This window comes from Butyrivibrio sp. CB08, from assembly GCF_003625485.1.
In the GTDB taxonomy this organism is placed as follows: domain Bacteria; phylum Bacillota; class Clostridia; order Lachnospirales; family Lachnospiraceae; genus Butyrivibrio.
The window spans coordinates 228,608-243,608 of record NZ_RAIR01000004.1; the positions used below are offsets into that span (position 1 = coordinate 228,608).

Consider the following 15,001-nt stretch of genomic DNA (forward strand, 5'->3'; position numbering starts at 1 on the left):
TACAGCAGTATTGTATAGAGAATCAGCAACTATTACAATTTCCTTTTGTTATGACTACCTGTCGAAATGTTAACTTATAGTTCAATTCCGCACTTTTTGCAAAGCTCTCTGGCTGTATCCACAGAATCTACGCCCTCTTTGTTCTTGATAGGCGCAAACTCATACTCTCTGACTACCTCATATGGCAGACAGCTTGGAAGCTCATGGATCATATCCAGAACCAGCTGCTCGAACTTGCAGCCATTAGGGCTCTCAGGTTTAATGAGCTGTGCATTTTCATCTATATAAGGAATCTTCTTCTCAACCACGTGGAGTGGAAGGGATTTCTTAGAAATCTCATAAAGATCTTTTTCATTAAAGAGATAGTTGAGGATTACGCCGTAGTTGTATGCCGGGTCGCCGTTTGCGTCCTTAGCATCCATCATCTCCTGTGAAAGCTCGTAGTACTCAACGATTGATGGCTTGCCATCCTCAAGGCACATAACGCCAACTTTCTCATCAGGAGCATTCTTCCTTACAACCTTGGCTCCGCAGCTTACGCCCGCGCCAAGTGTAGCTCCAACAAAGCATGGATCTGCGATTCTCTGAAGAACGTTATCTACGGAAAAGATATCTATCCACTCGATACCCTCTTTCAGAATAATGTCACGAAGTCCAGCTCTTAACATTGATGCGTACCAGCCAGCGTTACCATTAGGTGATGTGGAGATCCTTGACTTGCTCTCCATGTAAACCTTGCCATCGTAATCTGAAGCTGGCGCCATCTCCTGCTTAAAGAATGTAACCTTATCCTCAGGATATCCAAAGAAATTGTGCTCCTTGAGGAAAGATACTGTAGCGTCGTTGTTCTTTTCACTGGTCATGATAAACAGACGAAGATATGTGCCATCTGCCTGTTTAACTGTATCGAGAAGGTTCTCGATGATCCTCTGGAAAATGTATACGTTTTTGGTAAGTCCGATGTCATACATTCCCTTTGGATTATCTGAGCCAAGTCTTGTGCCCATCCCACCTGCAAGGAGGCAGGCAGCGATCTTGCCTTCCTTAAGAGCCTTAGCGCCAATGGAAAAGAGCTCTTCCTTCCTTGACTCTATCTCTGAAACCTGCATTGCAGCAAGAGGAGCAAACTCGCCTCTTCCCTGGCTCTTGCCAAGGTTCTTGCAGTTATCAACAACTGCAAAATCAGTATCCGCTATCTGGGCGATGAGGTCTGCTTTCTCAGCTTCAGAAAGCTCATCGTAATACTTAAGAACATGAAGCTGTCCAAACTCTTCAAGTTTCGCCTTAGCTTCTTCAAATGTCATTTCTATAACCTCCAATTGTGGATCTGGATCAGTTTCCTGCTGGAGCTGCAGCTGCTGCAGGATCTGCTGGTGCTTCAGCTGGTGCAGGAAGTGGTGTTCCAGGAACCCAGCCAGCAGGATCAGCAAGAAGTCCGTTCTTGTCAAATGTGCAGTTTACTCCATCAAGAGGAACTGTCACACCAACAAGCATTCTTCCAGTGTTGCCATCAAAGAATCTCCATCCGTCTGGCTGCTCAACCCATCCAAGTACGCGGTGGCCATCTGCAGGATCCAGATAGTAGATTCCATCCTTGAGAGATGCAAAGCCAACTGCCATATTTCCATCTTCTGCGAAGTAGTAGTCCTGACCGTCGATGTTATTCCATCCCTTGACCATCTTGCCGTCTGGTCCGAAGTAGTATTTTGCACCAACCTCTCCTGACCATCCAGTGAACATAACACCGTCATCGCCAAAGAGATATACGTCCTTGTCAATTGTCTGAATGCCAACTAATGCAGCATTGCCAGGTCCAAAGTAATATCTCTGACCAAGCTCGTTTGAATACCATCCGCTTAATGCGACACCGTCTGCACCAAACATATATCTGCCAGTCTCAAGAGCGTGCATACCTGTAAGCATAAGGCCGTTGGCATCAAAGAGATAGAGCTTGTCACCAACTGGTGTAAGACCTGTGTGCATTATGTACTGCTCGTCAAAGTATCTGATTCCATCCTCAAGCTGAACAAAGCCTCTCTGGCAAAGTCCATCAGGATTAGCATAGTAAACAGTACCACCAAGATTGAGAAGACCTGTGCATCTCTGACCGTTCTCGTTGAAGTAGAAGTGACCGCCTTCGATATCAGCAAAGCCCACATCTGCAAGACCGCCGTTGTTAGGATCAAGGTAGTAGATACCGCTCTCATCCTGGAACCATCCAGTCTGAATAAATCCGTTTGGATCTGCGTGGTATCTCTGGCCGCTTAAGTTGATCCAGCCGTACTGTTTTCTGTAGTTGTGATAGTAATATACGTGTCCGCCCCAGCTGTTGAATCCCTCAGGGATAAGTCTTGAGAAATAATCAACATAGAGGTGGTTAACGTCTACTCTTGAAGGAATTCCAGCGTATGAGCCATGACTGCTTGACTGCCACATAGCATACTCACCTGGATAATCGCAGGCTGTGTTGTACTGAGCAACCCACTTGGGAGCTGAAACATTTGGCATTCTGCCCATGAACCAGTTTCTGCTTGCGTAAACCATTGGCTCATAACCAGCAGCGTTAATGATTCCACAGAATGTATCTGCTATTGCCTGAAGCTGACCAGGATTAAGTCCCTTCTGGCAAGAATCTTCTATATCGATTGCAACAGGGAAAGTAACAGTATAAGGAGCTATCCATGCAAGAACCTGATTGGCCTCAGCAGCTGCTGCCTCAGGAGTTGTCGCATATGAATAGATATAGATACCAGTTCTGATACCAGCAGCATTGGCGCCGTTGATATTGTTGATGAACTGCTCATCCAGGCCCTTCTTGGTCGTACCTACGCGGATCATGGCAAAGCGCACGCCCTGGCCTGCAACCTGTCCCCAGTTGATTCCTCCCTGATATTTGGAAACGTCGATTCCAACTGCTACCTCAGGACCTCTGGCCTCTGACTCAAAGCTTGCAGCCGGACTTAAGAAAAGGAGTGCTGAAAAGAAAACCAGCATTCCCGTAGAAATAAAGAGCTTCTTTAAACTTTTAAACATACTTCCTCTCCCTCAATTCTTTACAAAATACTTAACAATTATTATACGGAAAAAATGGCCCATGGTCAACGCAAATGCGCCATTTTACGGGCTCTATCTTTGTTCGGTTTTATGGTATTATATTGTTAGAATATCGTCGATTTCGCCATAAAGGAGGTATCCCTATGCTGAAGGACTTTGTTAAGGTTGAAATGCCAGAGGAAGAAGAGCTTAAGGCCAAGCTTAAGGAAGAGCGCATGCGCCTTTCTGCGTTTCAGATGAAGATCAAGGAGGCGGGGCTTCCTGTAATGGTTTTGTTTGAAGGCTGGAACGCCGCTGGTAAGGGAGCTGTCATTGGCAAAGTCATAAGGAACATCGATCCCAGATTCTTTAAGGTTGCCACCATGGACAGGGAGCCAAGTCCCGAGGAAAAGAGATATCCCTTCCTCTACAGATACATAAAGGAGATCCCTGAAGCAGGAAAATTCAGGTTCTTTGACACCTGCTGGATGGAAGAAGTTGTATCCGGCGTCATTGAAGGAAATCTCACGGATGAAGTGTATAAAAAGAGAGTACACTCCATAAACGTCATTGAACGCCAGCTTGTCGACAACGGATATCTGGTCATAAAGTTCTTTTTCCATATATCCAAAAAAGAACAGAAAAAGAGACTTGATGACCTTCGAAGCAGTAAAGATACCAAGTGGCGCGTAGATAAAAATGACCTTTTGCAGAACAAGCACTACGACAAGATCCTCGACGTATTTGAGCGCTACCTTGAGGACACCAACGAGTCCAGAACTCCATGGTACATAATTGATGCCAAGGACAAGAAATTTGCTGAGCTTCAGGTTCTTCAGTTCCTTAATCAGGGAATAGATATTGCCCTCAAGAACCAGAAGATGAACGTTCCGATCCTTCAGAACACCTTCCCTATGGAAAAGATCGGAAAGCTGTCGGATATTTCCCTTGATGGAAAGGTCATGAGCGATGCGGAGTACGACGCTGAGCTTGACCGCCTCCAGAAGGAGCTTAAGGATCTTGGAAATAAGGTTTACCGCAAGAAAATCCCTGTTATCATCGCCTATGAGGGATGGGACGCAGCAGGAAAGGGCGGAAATATAAAGAGGATCACAGAGGCCCTTGATCCAAGAGACTTTGTGGTTGAGCCTATTGCAAGTCCTGAGCCCCACGAAAAAGCAAGGCACTATCTGTGGCGCTTCTGGACAAGACTTCCAAAGACCGGTCACATAACTGTCTTTGACAGGACCTGGTACGGCCGCGTTATGGTAGAAAGACTTGAGGGGTTCTGCTCCGAGAACGACTGGCAGAGAGCCTACAACGAGATCAATGAGTTCGAAAAAGAGCTAAAGGACTGGGGCGCAGTCATCATCAAGTTCTGGGTTCAGATCGACAAAGACACTCAGCTAAAGCGCTTCAACGACAGGCAGAACACTCCGGAAAAGCAGTGGAAGATCACAGATGAAGACTGGAGAAACAGGGAAAAATGGGATCTTTATGAGACTGCCATCGACGAGATGATAGAAAAAACAAGCACAGCTTTTGCACCATGGTATGTTCTTGAATCAGTGGACAAGAAATACGCCAGAATAAAGGCTCTGAAGATTGTCATCGAAGAGATCAAAAAGGCTATAGAATAAACTATAAAAAGGTCTGGACTTATCATTAGTCCAGACCTTTTATTTCAAAGACATTGCGATTATAGCACAGATTCAGTTAACGATATTCCTTGGTTCTCCGTTCATCCAGCTTTGGATGTTTTTCTTAACCTCATCAAGGCATCTCTTTCTGGCCTCAGTGCTGGCCCATGCAAGATGTGGTGTGACTATGAGCTTTCCACTATCCTGGATCTTAAGAAGCTTTGAAGTTTTAGCCATAGGCTCAGGATTAAGTACGTCTAGTCCTGCTGCCCTTATAGTTCCATCTGCAAGAGCTTCATAGAGGTCATCCTCAACAACCACTGCTCCCCTTGCCACGTTAATAAGGATAGCTGTCTTCTTCATCTTGCTAAATGCCTCTTTGTTAAAAAGGTCTCTTGTCCTGTCACTGAGCGGGCAGTGAAGTGAGATGATATCTGATCTTGTAAGGAGCTCATCAAAGCTTACCTGCTCATAGTCTGTGCAGTCGCTGTGTCCTGAAGATGCATAGAAGATAACCTTTGCGCCAAAAGCTGTAGCTATCTGGGCAACCTTCCTTCCGATATTTCCCATTCCGACAATTCCATAGGTCTTACCAGCAAGCTCCTCATAAGGAATATCAAGACAGCAGAAATGCTCCTGGTTAGCATAATCACCAGACTTAACAAACTCGTCGTAGTGTCTAAGGTTCTCCATAAGATAAAAGAGCATCGCAAAGGTGTGCTGCGCCACAGAATCCGTTGAGTAGTTCACCACATTTGCCACCTTAACTCCATGTCTGTCACATGCAGGAATATTGGCATTATCAAAGCCTGTTGCAAACTCGCATATAAGCTCAAGGTCCGGCGCATCATCAAGAAGCTTATCCGTGATCTGGCTCTTATTTATAACCAGTACCTTCGCCCCAGCAAGCCTCTCCTTCGCATTCTCCTCAGTCACCTTGTCGTCGTAGTAACTTACTTCTCCCAACTCATCATATATACTGTAATCCATGTCATTTCCGACACTATCTTTATCCGCAATTACTATACGCATATACTTTCCTCCCGCATTTCTTTTCTGCCATTGTACCACAATCCCAGGTTCCGAACAGCGCAAAAAATCCGCCATACTATGCGATTTTTTTACGCATAGATGGCGGATTTTGCACCGGTCGGAACCGGACTTATGTCACATTAGCAGCAGAATGGATTCTCTGTTGGGTATGGAAGAGATGCAGGCTGGTTGTAGCCGATTGTCTCTGCTCCGAGATACTTGAATACCTCGAAGAGGCTCTTTCCATAGTGTCCGAATGCAACTGCTCCGTGGTGAGGGAAGTTATTCTGGATAAGAACGTGTCTGTAGAATCTTCCCATCTCAGGAATAGCGAATACACCGATACCACCGAATGATCTTGTAGGAACGTTAAGAACTTCGCCCTGTGCAAGGTAAGCACGAAGGTGGTTATCAGATGTGCTCTGAAGTCTGTAGAATGTGATGTTTCCAGGAGCGATATCGCCTTCAAGAGTTCCCTGTGTAACTTCCTCAGGAAGGTTTCTAGCCATGATTCTCTGGAACTTCATCTCGCAGCTAGCAAGCTTGCTTGTGCATGTGTTTCCGCAGTGGAAGCCCATGAATGTATCTGTGTGCTTGTAGTCGAACTTGCCCTTGATAGACTCGTTGTACATATCAGCAGGTACAGAGTTGTTGATATCAAGAAGTGTAACAGCGTCGTTACTTACGCATGTTCCGATGAACTCAGAAATAGCGCCGTAGATATCAACCTCACAAGATACAGGGATTCCGCGTCCTGTAAGTCTTGAGTTTACATAGCAAGGAACGAATCCGAACTGTGTCTGGAATGCAGGCCAGCACTTACCAGCGATACATACGAACTTCTTGCTTCCTCTGTGCTCCTCGATCCAGTCAAGAAGTGTGAGCTCGTACTGAGCAAGCTTCTCAAGGATCTCAGGCTTCTTGTTACCAGCGCCAAGGTCAGCTTCCATATCCTTAACTACATCAGCGATTCTAGGATCACCAGCGTGCTTGTTGAAGCTCTCGAAAAGATCAAGCTCTGAGTTCTCTTCAACCTCTGCACCGATGTTGTAGATCTGCTGGATAGGTGCGTTACATGCAAGGAAGTTCATAGGACGAGGTCCAAATGCGATAACCTTGAGGTTTGATACGCCGTAGATAGCTCTTGCGATAGGCACGAACTCGTTGATCATCTTAGCGCACTCTTCAGCTGTTCCAACTGGGTACTCAGGAATGTAAGCCTTAACGCCACGAAGGTGGAGATTGTAGCTTGCATTGAGCATTCCACAGTAAGCATCTCCTCTGCCGTCGATGAGGTCACCCTGTGACTCCTCAGCAGCTGCGCAGAACATTACAGGTCCGTCGAACTTCTCAGCGATAAGTGTCTCAGAAATTTCTGGTCCGAAGTTTCCAAGATATACGCAAAGAGCGTTACATCCAGCCTTCTTGATATCCTCAAGAGCTTCCATAGCCTGGATCTCGCTCTCGATGATACATACAGGACACTCATAAACGTCCTTGTCGTTGAAGTTCTTCTTGTAGGCATCCATTAATGCCTTTCTTCTGTTAACAGCAAGTGAAGCTGGGAAACAGTCTCTGCTCACTGCAACTAATCCGATTTTTAACTCTGGTACATTGATCATAATAATCCCCTTTCCTGCGGCCCCCGCCGCTAAACGTTTTAAATTTTAAAGCTCTGAAAGTGCTTTATAATCATCCTTAAGGTCTGCATAGAGTTTCTTGTAAAGCTCGTGATATGCTGCATACTTCTTAGCATTGTCTGCTACAGGCTCAGTCTCTTTTGCCTTGGTGATAAGCTTATCTGCTGCTTCCTGTACGCTTGCGTATACTCCGCTACCAACACCAGCAAGAATAGCTACACCCAGTGCAGGTCCCTGCTCCTGGTTGATAGTTGCAACCTTGCACTCATACAGGTCAGATAACATCTGTCTCCAGATCTTGCTCTTTCCACCGCCGCCGCAGGCCATCATCTCTTTTACGCTGATACCCATCTCTTTGAGGATATCGTTGCAGTCGCAGAGTGAATATGAAACTCCCTCCATAACTGCTCTTAAGAGGTGCTTGCGTGTGTGGATACCTGAGAGACCAAAGAATACTCCTCTTGCCTTGTCATCGAGGTGTGGAGTTCTCTCACCGTTAAGGTATGGAAGATAGATAAGTCTGTCACTTCCAACTGGAACTGTCTCGATGTCAGCATTGATAAGATCGTATGGATCTACGCCCTTTTCCTTGGCTTCCTCAATATAGCTCTGGCAGAAGTTGTCCCTGAACCACTTAAGTGAGAATCCTGCTGCCTGTGTAACTCCCATGATGTGCCATGCGCCTGGTACTGCGCAGCAACATGTATGAACACGTCCCTTAGGGTCAATGCTTACCTTGTCTGTGTGTGCAAATACAACTCCGGAAGTACCGATTGTAGTGAAGGCTGTTCCCTCTCTTACTACGCCGGTTCCTACAGCAGCTGCTGCATTGTCGCCAGCACCACCAACTACAACTGTATCAGTTGTAAGTCCAAGCTGTGCTGCTACCTCGCTTGTAAGCTTACCTGTAACCTCACATGACTCGTACATCTTACCAAGAAGTGACTTGTCGATGTTAAGCTTCTCAAGTACTTCGTCAGACCAGCATCTGTTTGCAACGTCCATCAGCTGCATTCCTGAAGCATCTGAAACCTCTGTTGCGAACTCTCCTGTAAGGACGTATCTGATGTAGTCCTTAGGAAGAAGAATGTGTCTGCAGCGCTTGTAGTTCTCTGGCTCTTTGTTTCTAACCCAGAGGATCTTGGCTGCTGTCCATCCTGTGAGTGGTGGATTAGCTGTGATCTCGATCCACTTCTCTCTTGGCATTATCTGAAGCATTTCTTCTACTTCTTCGCCAGTTCTCTGGTCGCACCAGATAATGGATGGCCTTATAACTTCCCCGTTTTCATCAAGCATTACAAGTCCGTGCATCTGTCCGGAAATACCGATTCCCTTGATATCAGCTGCATTGGCTACCTTGCCGCTTGAAATCGCCTCTTTAACAACTGCTGCTACAGTCTCAAGACTAGCCTTCTTCCAATCAGATGGTTCCTGCTCAGCCCAGCCATTCTGAGGTGTGTACATTGGATACTCATAGGCCTTCTCAGCTACTACGGTTCCGTTCTCATCAAATAGAACTGTTTTGGTAGCAGAAGTTCCTACGTCAATTCCTATAAGATAATTCATACCTTGCCCCTTTCCTATAGCGCTGTATGGACAGGCAACTTGTACACCTGTCCCATACAACTAGAGTATCATTATTGATACTAAACTTACATTGTCATAGATTGCAGAAAATAACCGCTAATTTTTATACATAATTTCTTATGCTTGTATTTTTTGAAGCTCAAATTGTTACATCTTTCTCGATGCAGCTTACCCCTGTGAGCTCTTTTGACCTCTCATCAGGCTGAGATGTGCCAGCGAAGATCTTGAAGTTATGGGAAAAGACATCTCGATTACCCTCTTCATCTACAGAAGTAAATGCTCTTCTTGGAAGATTTACTGTGATCTCTTTTTCCTCGCCTGCTGCAAGCTCAAATCTCTCAAAGGCTGCAAGACATGGGTTAGGGATAGCAAGCTCATAGCCTGTGTCCTGAACGTAGATCTGAAGTACATCAGCAGTCTTAACAGCGCCATCGTTGACCATGGTCACCTTAACGGTTGCTCCATCAGATCCTGCCTCAACCGACATCTCTTTTGCCCTGCACTTACCATAAGTAAGACCATATCCAAATGGGTAGAGAGGTGTGCCAGTAAAGTATCTGTAGGTCCTGTTCTTCATGGAGTAATCCCTGAAGTCTGGAAGGTCGTCTGTGGAACTATAGAAAGTAACTGGAAGCTTACCTGATGGTGATACGTCACCAAAGAGGATATCTGCCACGTCCTGTCCGCCCTTTGCGCCTGGATACCATGCCTGGATGATGGCACTTGCCTTCTCCTGAGCTACTCCAAGGTTGATCGCACTTCCTGACATGTTGATAACTATTGTAGGCTTGTTGCAGTCAAGAACCGAATTAAGAAGCTGTCTCTGAGGAATAGGAAGCTCAAGGTTTACCTTGTCTCCTGATGCAAACTGGTTACCTGCATCTCCCTCTTCTCCCTCAAGGTTCTCATCAAGACCAACTACAACTACCATTACATCTGAGTAGTCTGCGATGGTCTGAACCTCAGAAAGTCTGTCAGGATAATCCTGATCTGAAAGGTTACTTAAGTTTGGCTTCCAAAGGTCGCATCCCTCTGAGTAAAGGACTCTCACATCTCCAGCAACCTTGTCCTCGATACCCTCAAGAACTGTTACAAATCTGGATGATGTTCCGTGATAGTTACCCATAAGGGCTATTCTTGAATCAGCGTTAGGTCCAACAACGCCGATGGTTGTAAGCTTAGATTTATTAAGAGGAAGAAGTCCGTCATTCTTAAGAAGAACTATGCCCTCTAATGCAGCCTTGTGTGCCACCTTCTGATGCTTGTCACACTCAACTACTGTAAATGGAATATTGTCGTACTCTGTCTTATCAAACATTCCAAGAAGGAATCTTGTGGTAAAGAGTCTTACGCAGGACTCTGTTATCTGATCCTCTGTGATAAGGCCTGCTCTGTATGCGTTCATCATCTTCTGATATGTGCATCCGCAGTTGACGTCACAGCCCATATCCAGTGCCAGTTTAACTGACTCCTCAGCTGTTGCTGTAACCTTGTGGTTCTCGTGGAAGTCTCTGATAGCCCAGCAGTCTGATACGAAGTGGCCTTCAAATCCCCACTTGCCACGAAGCAGGTCAACCATAAGTGGCTTGTTTGCGCAGCATGGCTCTCCGTTGGTCCTGTTGTAAGCACCCATGACTGCCTCTACGCCGCCGTCCTTGACACAGGTCTCAAAAGCTGGAAGATATGTCTCTTCAAGGTCCTTCTTTGATGCCTTGGCGTCAAAGAAATGTCTGTCGCCCTCAGGTCCTGAGTGAACAGCAAAGTGCTTGGCACAGGCTGCTGCCTTCATGTACTCGCCATCTCCCTGAATTCCCTTGATGAAAGGAACTGCAAGGGCTCCTGTAAGGTATGGATCCTCTCCGTATGTCTCATGGCCTCTGCCCCATCTTGGATCACGGAAGATGTTTACGTTTGGTGACCAGAAGGTAAGTCCCTTGTAGATATCTCTGTCTCCGCGCTTAGCCTGCTCGTTGTACTTGGCTCTGCCTTCCTCTGCAATGACCTCACCCACTTCCTTCATAAGGTCCTTGTCAAAGGCTGCTGCCATTCCGATGGCCTGTGGAAACATGGTGGCTGTACCTGCTCTTGCAACCCCGTGAAGAGCCTCGTTCCACCAGTTATATGCTGGAACTCCAAGTCTGTCGATGGCTGGAGAATCGTATCTTAGCTGTGATGCTTTCTCCTCCACTGTCATCTTGGAAACCAGCTCTGTAGCTCTTTTTCTTGCTTCTTGTCTGTTCATCGCTATACCCTCAATATTCTCAAAATAATAGGTGTTAATGCTACTGAGTCTATTCTATATTTTTGCACATGGTTATATCTCACCACATCTTGCCATGTTGTTATTAAATATGTGTGGCAGGGCATAAAAGAAGGGCCCCACATAACGTGGGGCCCCGGATAAACCTATTATATTAAATCATCTATTACAGCATCTATTATGGAAGCATATCAGCATCGCCGAAGTACTCAGCCCACTTAGCTGCACGCTCGTCCATGATAGCCTGTCCGCCTGATGAGAGGTAATCTGACATGTAGCTGTCCCATGTAGAATCAAAGTCTGCAGGAGCTGCAACTACAGCGTTGTCATAGATCTGATCTCTCTTTGATGAAAGTGTATCACCAACACCAGCCTCAGCCTCGATAACACCAACGTTAACGTTGATAGGAGCAAGACCATCAGCAAGTGAGATCTTGTTAGCTGCATCTACAAGCTCTGGATCAGCCTCAGCATAACCATAAGCGATTGAAAGGTTAGCGAGATCCCAGTCACCAAAGTATGTTCCGTTACATGTGATTGTGTAGTCGATGTTCTTACCAGAGTTCTGGATTGCATCGCCTTCAGCAGCCTTGATCTGGATAGCGCCGCTCTCAAGTACTTCGTGTGTAACACCCTCATCACCAGCCTGGAGGTACTTGATTGTCTCAGGCTTTGAAATGAAGTCAAGGTAAAGAAGAGAAGCTAAAGGCTCATCGTTTGTTGTAGGGAAGAAGAGCTTTCTGTCGCCTGCTGTTGAGTAGAGCCACTTAGCATACTTGCCAGCTGAGTTCTTGAAGCAGTCAACTGCTACGAACTTAGCGTCTTCGCCAACGTTTCTCTTAAGGTTAGCGTTGATTGAATCTTCACCGTTTCTGAATACGTAATCCCAGTTGTGCTGGAATGCACCAACATAACCAGCCTTGATCATATCGTCCTCTGTTGTGTCTCCGCTTCCATAAAGAGCAAAATCCTTCCACATAAGGCCGTCGTTGTACCACTTGTTGAGAAGCTTAACAGCTTCCTTTGTCTGAGGCTCTGTAACCATTCTGTCATCAAAGCCGTTGATGTAATACTCTTTATCTGTGATCTGAGGATCCATGAAGGATGTGATGATGTTGCTTGCTCTCCAACCGATATCATAGCTTGTTGAGAAAGGAACCATCTTGGAAGCATCCTTGCCAAGAAGAGTATCAGCGTTGTCTCTGAAAGCTACGAGCATGTCTTCGAACTCCTGAGTTGTTGTAGGAGCCTTCATGTTAAGTGCATCGAGCCAGTCCTGACGAACGAAAGTAACGATTCTCTGCTGCTCAGCTCTTCTACCTTCGATTGCCCAAAGAGATCCAGTCTTAGGATCCTTGTCCCAAAGCATGTTTGTGTCCTCAAGCCAAGCCCAAAGGTTTGGTGTGTCAGCCTTGTACTCTTCTACAAGGTCCTTAAGGTCGATTACACCGCCCATGTCAGCGTATGTAAGAACTGTAGGATAGCTGTATGTTACGCAGATGTCTGGAGCTTCCTGAGCTGCAAGGAGGTTGTTGATATCCTCTGTCTCTGTCCATCTTGGAACCTTCTTGAAAGTAACTTCTACGTTGTGCTCCTCGAGCATTCCCTTTTTGATGTACTCTGTGTACATGTTGTTCTCAGGATCTGAACCACCGTCATTTCCTCTGTCATAGATCTCTACTGTGATAGATCTTGTGTCAGCGAACTTACCATCTGTAAGCTCTGATGAGCCAGCAGGCTCAGCTGGTGTCTCAGCCTGAGTTTCTGTTGCAGCAGGTGTCTCTGTAGCTGCAGGTGTTTCTGTTGTTGCTGCGCCCCCATTAGACTGTCCACAGGCAACCATTGAAAGTGCCATGGCAGAAGCAAGGAGCATGGATAATACCTTTTTCTTCATAACTTTACCTCCATTTTGCTTGTTGATAGATAATATGTGATCCCGTTTCGTGGGATAGGATCCGTAAGTTGTGCCCATCACTCTTTTACCGCACCAAGAGTAACTCCGCTGATGAAGTACTTCTGAAGGAACGGGTAAATGCAAAGGATCGGAACTGTTGAAAACATTACGATCGCTGCCTTAAGTGACTCTGAAAGTCCGGGAGCTGAGAAGCCCTCCTGAGTTGCTACTTCTACTGAGTTGATGTTGTTGATGATGTTGTACAAAAGGAGCTGCAGTGGATAATACTTCTCTTCTCTCATGTACATCAAAGCATCTGAGTAGCCATTCCATCTTCCTACTGCGTAGAACAGTGCCAGTGTAGCCATAACAGGCTTGGAAAGAGGAACATATATCTTGTAGAGGATCTCGAAGAATGTTGCTCCGTCGATCTCTGCAGATTCTCTAAGGCTGTCTGGAATTCCGTAAAAGAAACTCCTCATGATGATCATGTTGTAAACACTAAGTACTCCAGGAAGGATCAGAACCAGTGGGTTACTAAGAAGGTTCAGCTTCTGCATCAGCAGGTAGTTAGGAATTGTACCTGCGTTGAAGAACATAGTGATGGTAATAAAGATGTTGATAGCCTTTCTGCCGCGCAGCTTCTCAAAGATGAGAGGGAATGCGCACAGTGTTGTCATAGTCAGGGACAGAAGTGTGCAGATAACTGTAAGTATTACTGTCCATGCAAAGGCTCTTATGTATTTAGGGTCCTTAAGGACTGTTGAGTACGCGTTGAAGTTAAGGCCCTTTGGAATGAGATATACTTCGTTTCTTACCAGAAAATCAGTTCCGCTCAGGGACTTGGCAAGAAGGTTAAGCATTGGGATGATACATATTGCGCTGACAATCAGGCAAAGAAATACAAAAAACATATCCCAGGCTTTTTCGCCGTTTGATTTAATTTTCATCTCTTAGCCCCCCTTTACCAGATTCCTCTCTCGCCAAGCTTGCGAGAGATCCAGTTAGCCATCAGCAGGAAGAATACTCCTACTACGGACTGGAATAGTCCAACGGCCGTTGTAAGGGAGAACTGAAGACCCTTAATACCGACTCTGTAAACGAATGTTGCGATAACGTCTGCCACACGCATTACGAGGTTGTTCTGGAATGCGAATGGTCTGTCAAATCCGCCGCCAAGGATGTTACCAAGGCTCATGATAAGAAGAACGACGATTGTTGGCTTGATGCCTGGAAGTGTGATGTGCCAGATCTTTCTGAATCTGCCAGCTCCGTCAACGGAAGCTGCCTCGTAGAGCTCTGGGTTGATACCAGCAATTGCTGCCAGATAAACGATGGAGCCCCATCCAAAGTTCTGCCATATACCAAATCCGATGTAACTGCCTACCCAGTGTGCCTCGTCATTAAGGAAAGGAATTGCCTCTCCGCCAAGGTTCTGGATAACCATGTTAACTAGACCTGCGTTTGGTGCAAGGAGCTGCAGAGCCAAGCTGTAGATGATGACCCATGAAAGGAAGTGGGGCATGTATGCTATGGTCTGAACCACCTTCTTATAACGAACAAAGCAGAGCTCGTTAAGGATAAGTGCAAAGATGATTGGTGCCGGGAATCCAAAAATAAGATCCAGCAGATTAAGTGTAAGAGTGTTCTTCAGGGCATATCTGAAATCGTTATTCTGGAATGCCTTGATGAAATACTCAAATCCGTGATTCTTGGCAAGTGGCTGTGTCCAAATGCTGCCCATCAGGCTGTATTTTTTAAAGGCGATCTGTACGTACACCATAGGAACGTACTTGAAGATCAAAAGATACAGAAGAGGCAAAAACAGCATTGCGTACAGCTGCCAGTACTTCTTCATATAGACGCCGAATTTCTGTTTAGACTGCGTCTGTGCTGGTTTACTCATTTTCTTCCT

Annotated in this window: 10 protein-coding genes; 1 reads left to right on the top strand and 9 read right to left on the bottom strand. The window is 45.9% G+C overall.

The features are described from left to right. Positions 1-74: 74 nt before the first annotated feature. Both D6855_RS09130 and D6855_RS09135 read right to left on the bottom strand, forming a co-directional pair. Positions 75-1,304, bottom strand: a complete 1,230-nt coding sequence (locus D6855_RS09130) for a UTP--glucose-1-phosphate uridylyltransferase (RefSeq protein WP_120740237.1) — start codon at positions 1,302-1,304, stop codon at positions 75-77. 28 nt (positions 1,305-1,332) lie between these two features. Then, entirely contained in the window at positions 1,333-3,033 is a 1,701-nt protein-coding gene (locus D6855_RS09135) for a GH25 family lysozyme (RefSeq protein ID WP_120740239.1), read from the bottom strand. 164 nt (positions 3,034-3,197) lie between these two features. Between D6855_RS09135 and pap the strand changes: the two genes are divergently transcribed. Beyond that, positions 3,198-4,673 (top strand): polyphosphate:AMP phosphotransferase, encoded by a 1,476-nt coding sequence (gene pap / locus D6855_RS09140; RefSeq protein ID WP_120740241.1) that lies wholly within the window; start codon positions 3,198-3,200, stop codon positions 4,671-4,673. Between the two features lie 72 nt (positions 4,674-4,745). On the opposite strand, the gene D6855_RS09145 is transcribed toward pap, so the two are convergent. From D6855_RS09145 to D6855_RS09175, 7 genes are all read right to left on the bottom strand, one after another. Then, positions 4,746-5,705 (bottom strand): NAD(P)-dependent oxidoreductase, encoded by a 960-nt coding sequence (locus tag D6855_RS09145; RefSeq protein WP_120740243.1) that lies wholly within the window; start codon positions 5,703-5,705, stop codon positions 4,746-4,748. Positions 5,706-5,845: 140 nt separating this feature from the next. Continuing rightward, the gene (locus tag D6855_RS09150) at positions 5,846-7,327 is read right to left on the bottom strand and encodes an L-fucose/L-arabinose isomerase family protein (RefSeq protein WP_120740245.1); all 1,482 of its coding nucleotides are present in this window, start codon (positions 7,325-7,327) and stop codon (positions 5,846-5,848) included. Positions 7,328-7,372: 45 nt separating this feature from the next. Beyond that, positions 7,373-8,911 (bottom strand): xylulokinase, encoded by a 1,539-nt coding sequence (gene xylB, locus D6855_RS09155; RefSeq protein ID WP_120740247.1) that lies wholly within the window; start codon positions 8,909-8,911, stop codon positions 7,373-7,375. 160 nt (positions 8,912-9,071) lie between these two features. Continuing rightward, positions 9,072-11,174 carry a glycoside hydrolase family 3 C-terminal domain-containing protein gene (locus tag D6855_RS09160; protein WP_120740249.1) on the bottom strand — a complete coding sequence of 701 codons (2,103 nt, stop codon included), beginning with the start codon at positions 11,172-11,174 and terminating at the stop codon, positions 9,072-9,074. Positions 11,175-11,370: 196 nt separating this feature from the next. Continuing rightward, a complete protein-coding gene (locus tag D6855_RS09165) occupies positions 11,371-13,086 on the bottom strand; it encodes an extracellular solute-binding protein (RefSeq protein ID WP_120740251.1) in 1,716 nt (571 codons plus the stop codon). 77 nt (positions 13,087-13,163) lie between these two features. Beyond that, complete coding sequence (locus D6855_RS09170) at positions 13,164-14,036, bottom strand: carbohydrate ABC transporter permease (RefSeq protein WP_120740253.1); 873 nt, start codon at positions 14,034-14,036, stop codon at positions 13,164-13,166. A 14-nt stretch (positions 14,037-14,050) separates the two neighbouring features. After that, a complete protein-coding gene (locus D6855_RS09175; protein WP_120740255.1) occupies positions 14,051-14,992 on the bottom strand; it encodes an ABC transporter permease in 942 nt (313 codons plus the stop codon). Positions 14,993-15,001: the final 9 nt, after the last annotated feature.